A 5121-nucleotide genomic window follows, 5' to 3' on the forward strand; every position below is an offset into this window, starting at 1 on the left:
CTCAAACTTTCCGGGAGGACAGGCGTGAATGAAGTCGAGAGCTTGGTCGATACGCATAAAAAAATCCGAAACCCAACAAGGAGTTTCGGATTCTTACACAGCCTGAGGATCGGTCAATGGATCCTTAACTGATCGGCATTAGGCCTCTGGCCCGGTTTTGTTTTTGGTGGCACCACGCTACCATGCCAACTTCGGGCCACCTGCCGGCCGTCAATCAGGACCATGCTCATGCCCCATCCCTTCGTGCTCGTCACCGGCTGCTCCAGCGGCATCGGCCTCGCCGCCGCAAGAAAGCTCGGCGCCCGGGGCTTCACCGTCATCGCTTCCGCCCGCAAGGGCGAGGATGTGGCCCTGCTGCAGCAGCAGGGTCTGTTGGCGGTGCAACTGGATCTGGCGGACAGCGCCAGCATAGAGCGAGGGGCGGCAGAGGCGCTGGCCCTGGCCGAGGGGCGCCTCTACGGGCTGTTCAACAACGGCGCCTACGGCCAGCCCGGTGCGCTGGAAGATCTGCCCACCGAGGCGCTGCGCGAGCAGTTCGAGACCAACCTCTTTGGCTGGCATCACCTCATTCGCCAGGTATTGCCCCCCATGCTGGCGGTAGGCGAGGGGCGCATCGTGCAGAACAGCTCGGTGCTTGGCCTGGTGGCCATGAAGTATCGTGGCGCCTACAACGCCAGCAAGTTCGCGCTGGAAGGCTATACCGACACCCTGCGCCTGGAACTCGCGGGCAGCGGCGTGCACATCAGCCTGATCGAACCTGGCCCCATCGACACCCGGTTTCGCGCCAATGCCCGGGAGGCCTTCCTGCGCCACATAGACCCCGCCACCAGCCGCCATCAGGACGCCTATGCCCAGACGCTGGCCAGGCTGGAGCGCGAAGGGGGGGCCCGCGGCTTTACCCTGCCAAGCGAGGCCTGCATCCCGCCGTTAGTGCATGCGCTCACGAGCAAGCGTCCCAGGCACCGCTACCCGGTCACCTTCCCGACCAAATTGTTTACCGTGCTGCGCCGCCTGCTGCCAAGCCGCTGGCTGGACAAGCTGCTGATCAAATCCGCCTGATAAAGGTGCCCTCGGCGGGCCTCCTCTTGACATGCACCTGTCTTAGCAACGATGCCCGCTCAATAGTGCTGGCCGTTGCTGTAGTAGTGACTCTTGACGATGGGCAGCACCTGCACCACCACATAGGTCTGCTCCCCCAGCACCCCTTTCAGGTGGCGGGTGATGAGGGCGGCGGCGGCATCCTGCATCTCCTGCGGTCGCTCGAACCAGACCAGCTCCACGAAGGGAAAACCGGCTTCGGGCTGGCCATCTCGTACCCACTGGCTCGGCACGCACTCCAGGGTGACGAACTCCGGCTTGCCACCGGTCAGGGCGCAGAGGTCCGCCATCAGGGGGGCGCTTATCCGCTGCAGGGTGTCGACAGAAACTGCCCGAAAACGAAGGTGGGGCATGGGAAACCTCTTGGCTGTGACAAATGAGGACTTATCATAGAGCACTCATCCCGCTCACATAAGGTGCCTCATGAGATTCCATCCCACGCTGCTCTCCTTCCTGCTCTGCCTGCTGCTGCCGCTCCATGCCATGGCCGATCCGGCCTTCTACCGCATCAGCAAGGGCAACGAACAGCACTGGCTGCTGGGGTCCATCCACGCGGGCAAACCCTCTCTCTATCCCCTGCCGGACCCGGTGGAGCGCGCCTGGCAGCAGAGCCGCGCCCTGGTGATGGAGGTGGACATGACCCACATCAGCCAGGAGCAGTGGCAGGAGATGGGCGCCATCACCCGGCTCGTCGACGGCAAGACCCTCAAGGATCACCTGCCCATCGACCTCTACCGTCGCACTCTCATCGCCGCGGGCCAGAACGGTCTGAACGAGAGCATGCTGGCCCCGCTGCGTCCCTGGTTTGCGGCCATTACCCTGACCCAGGCGGCCCTGGAGCGCACCGGCTATCGCGGTGAATACGGTGTCGACCAGCACTTCGCCAAGCGGGCGAACGACGGCGGCAAGCCCATCGTCGGGCTGGAGACCCTGCTGGAGCAGCTCGGCTATCTCGCGAGCGTCGGCGACAACCAGACCTTGATGCTGGAGAGCACCCTGGACGAGCTGCCCGACATCCAGCAGGGGTTCGACGCCGTGATGACCGCCTGGCAGAACGGGGACGAGGCCACCCTCATCAATCTGCTCAGGGAGGAGATGGCGCCGCCCAAGCTGCAAGCCTGGCTGGAACAGACCCTGCTGGCAGAGCGCAACCGCAACTGGGTCAAGAAGTGGCCCAGCCTGCCGAACGAGAGCTTTATCGTGGTAGGGGCCCTGCATCTTTACGGCGAGCATGGGCTGCTCGCCCTGCTGGAGCAGCAGGGCTGGCGCATCACGCCCCTCACCGAACCGACCCTGGAGAAAGCAAAATAGCGTCCAGTCCGGCGACCTGACGCGCCGGATGCGCGTCGGCTCACAGAATTTGCTGCCGATTAAATAACCAGAGAGGGAGTTGATCGAGATCATCCCCTCCCTCCTGAAGAGGTATCTATCATGCCTGTCACCGCCCAGTGACAGGAGTGAACGAGATGGAATTCTGGATGAACCTGATGTTCGGCAACAGCGTGGGGCTGATGTCCATGCTGGTGATTTTCGGCACCTTCCTGCTCATCAGCGCCTATGCGGTCTATTTCATCTACAAGGTGATGCACGCAGAGCCGCCCAAAGAGGGGCAATAACCAGGCTCGCTCAGACCGCCCTCCCCGGCAGGGCCGGGGCCCGCGAGCGTTGCCATTCTAAGGCCCACCAAGGCCCGCTATACTGGCTCCCTCATTTTCATGCGGGGAGCCTGCCGTGTCTCATAACGACGAACTCTCACTGTTCCTGCAGGAAGTGGCCGACGTGCGGCCCCTTCGCAGCGACCATATCGCCCCCGTTGCGGGCAACAGCCAGCCCACCGAGGCGCAACTCGCGCGCCGGGAAGCCGCCACCGCCGAACAACTCACCCTGGATCACCTCGGCACGGAAGCAGTCGAGATGCTGGACCCCCATGCCATCGTCGGCTTCAAGCGTGACGGCGTGCAGGAGGGGGTCTACAAGAAGCTGCGCCTTGGCAAATACGAGCTGCAAGGCTCCCTCGACCTGCACCACAAGACGCTCAACGAGGCCCGTATCGCCCTGGTGCAGTTCGTCCAGGAGTGCGAAGTGCGGGATATCCGCTGCCTGCTGATCCTGCACGGCAAGGGGGAGCGCAGCACCCCGCGTGCCCTGCTCAAGAGCCATGTCAGCGCCTGGCTGCCACAGTTGCCTTCGGTGATGGCCATGCACAGTGCCGAGCGCCGCCACGGCGGCAGCGGTGCGCTCTACGTATTGCTGCGCAAGAGCGAGCGCAAGAAGGCGGAAAACCGCGAACGGCACCAGAAGCGCCTCGGCTGACTGCCTGAGGGTGGCACCAGGATGGATGGCAGTGCTAGCATCGGGCGGCCCCGATCATGCCAGGTACGGGGTGCATACCATCAGGGACGATAACAAGGACAATCCCATGTCATACCAGAAACTCGAACAACATCAGCAACAACTGCACCGCCTCTCCCACCTCTCCGCCATCTGCGGCTGGGATCAGGCCGCCATGATGCCGGAGGGGGGCAACGAGGCCCGCGCCGAAGCAATGGCGGAGCTCGGCGTGCTGATCCACGGCAAGCGCACCGCCCCCGAGCTTGGGGAGTGGATTGCCAAGGCAGAGAGTGAACCGCTGGACGAGCACCAGCGTGCGAACCTGCGGGAGATCAAGCGCCAGTGGCAGGATGCAAGCCTGCTGCCGGGGGCGCTGGTGGAGGCGCTGTCCCTCGCCGGCAGCAAATGCGAGCACGCCTGGCGTCGCCAGCGCAAGGAGAACGACTGGGCAGGTTTTGCCCCGAACCTCGAGGAGGTGGTGCGCCTGTCGCGGGAGGTGGCGACCTTGCGCGCCGACGCGCTCGGGGTGCGCCCCTATGACGCCATGCTGGCGCTGTACGAGCCCGGCATGACGAGCGCGAGGCTGGATCAGATCTTCGGCGATCTGACGAGCTGGCTGCCCGGCCTCATCCAGACCGTGAGCGAGCGGCAGAAGAGCGACACCCTCCTCACCCCGCAAGGCCCGTTCCCGGTTGCGACGCAGCAGGCGCTCGGCCAGGAGGTGATGGGACTGCTCGGCTTTGATTTTGCTCACGGCAGGCTCGACGTGAGCAGCCACCCGTTCTGCGGCGGCGTGCCGACGGACGTGCGCATCACCACGCGCTACAACGAGCAGGAGTTCGTCTCCAGCCTGATGGGCATCGTCCACGAGACGGGCCACGCACGTTACGAGCAGGGCCTGCCGCGCGCACTGCTCGGCCAGCCGGTGGCCGAGGCGCGCTCCATGGGCATTCACGAGAGCCAGAGCCTGTTCTGCGAGATGCAACTCGGCCATCACCCCGCGTTCCTCACGCTGATTGCGCCGCGCATTCGCGCGCACTTCGGGGCAGAGGATGCGCTCGCACCCGCGAACCTCGAGAAGCTGTACAACAGGGTCGAGCCCGGCTTCATCCGCGTCGATGCGGACGAAGTCACCTACCCTGCTCACGTCATCCTGCGCTACGAGCTGGAGCGGGACCTGATGGAAGGGCGCATCGAGGTCGCGGACATCCCCGAGCTGTGGGACGCGAAGATGCAGCAGTGGCTCGGCTTGTCCACGAAGGGCAATTACCAGAACGGCTGCATGCAGGACATCCACTGGACGGACGGCTCGTTTGGCTACTTCCCGAGCTACACGCTCGGCGCCATGTACGCGGCGCAGCTGCGCTTCGCACTCGAGCGTGAGCTCGGCGACATGGGCACGCTCGTAGAGTCCGGCCGCCTGCCGGAGATCTTTGGCTGGCTCGGTCGCCATATCTGGTCCCAGGGCAGCCTGCACGGCACGGACGAGCTCATTCGCCGCGCGACCGGTGAGGCACTCAATCCCCAATGGCTGCGCAAACACCTCGAACAGCGCTATCTGAAATAAGCGAGGTTGAACCCCCTCCCAGCCTCCCCCTTCACAAGGGGGAGGAGCTAACCCCGCCCCCGTTCACAGAGGGGAGCTGTTTGTCCCCTCCCCTTACGAAGGGGAGGGTTAGGGTGGGGTCCTGC

General features: G+C 64.4%; 6 protein-coding genes. 5 read left to right on the forward strand and 1 reads right to left on the reverse strand.

Features of this window, described 5'->3' with window-relative positions:
* Positions 1–228 precede the first annotated feature (228 nt).
* On the forward strand, positions 229–1059 hold the full coding sequence (locus J9892_RS19515) for an SDR family oxidoreductase (protein ID WP_161470731.1): 831 nt from the start codon (positions 229–231) through the stop codon (positions 1057–1059).
* 59 nt (positions 1060–1118) lie between these two features.
* Here the strand turns inward: J9892_RS19515 and J9892_RS19520 are convergent, their stop codons facing one another.
* Positions 1119–1451: a DUF1904 family protein gene (locus J9892_RS19520; protein ID WP_041214640.1), complete on the reverse strand. Its 333-nt coding sequence runs from the start codon at positions 1449–1451 to the stop codon at positions 1119–1121.
* A 70-nt stretch (positions 1452–1521) separates the two neighbouring features.
* Here J9892_RS19520 and J9892_RS19525 point away from each other — a divergent pair, with 70 nt between their 5' ends.
* From J9892_RS19525 to J9892_RS19540, 4 genes are all read left to right on the forward strand, one after another.
* Complete coding sequence (locus J9892_RS19525; RefSeq protein WP_161470730.1) at positions 1522–2409, forward strand: TraB/GumN family protein; 888 nt, start codon at positions 1522–1524, stop codon at positions 2407–2409.
* Between the two features lie 155 nt (positions 2410–2564).
* The gene (locus J9892_RS19530; protein WP_010673287.1) at positions 2565–2714 is read left to right on the forward strand and encodes a DUF3149 domain-containing protein; all 150 of its coding nucleotides are present in this window, start codon (positions 2565–2567) and stop codon (positions 2712–2714) included.
* Between the two features lie 115 nt (positions 2715–2829).
* Entirely contained in the window at positions 2830–3411 is a 582-nt protein-coding gene (gene smrA, locus J9892_RS19535; RefSeq protein ID WP_041211226.1) for a DNA endonuclease SmrA, read from the forward strand.
* 106 nt (positions 3412–3517) lie between these two features.
* Positions 3518–4996 carry a carboxypeptidase M32 gene (locus J9892_RS19540; RefSeq protein ID WP_010673285.1) on the forward strand — a complete coding sequence of 493 codons (1479 nt, stop codon included), beginning with the start codon at positions 3518–3520 and terminating at the stop codon, positions 4994–4996.
* The last annotated feature ends 125 nt before the right edge of the window (positions 4997–5121 follow it).

This window comes from Aeromonas sp. Prich7-2 (genome assembly GCF_017939255.1).
Taxonomy (GTDB): domain Bacteria; phylum Pseudomonadota; class Gammaproteobacteria; order Enterobacterales; family Aeromonadaceae; genus Aeromonas; species Aeromonas caviae.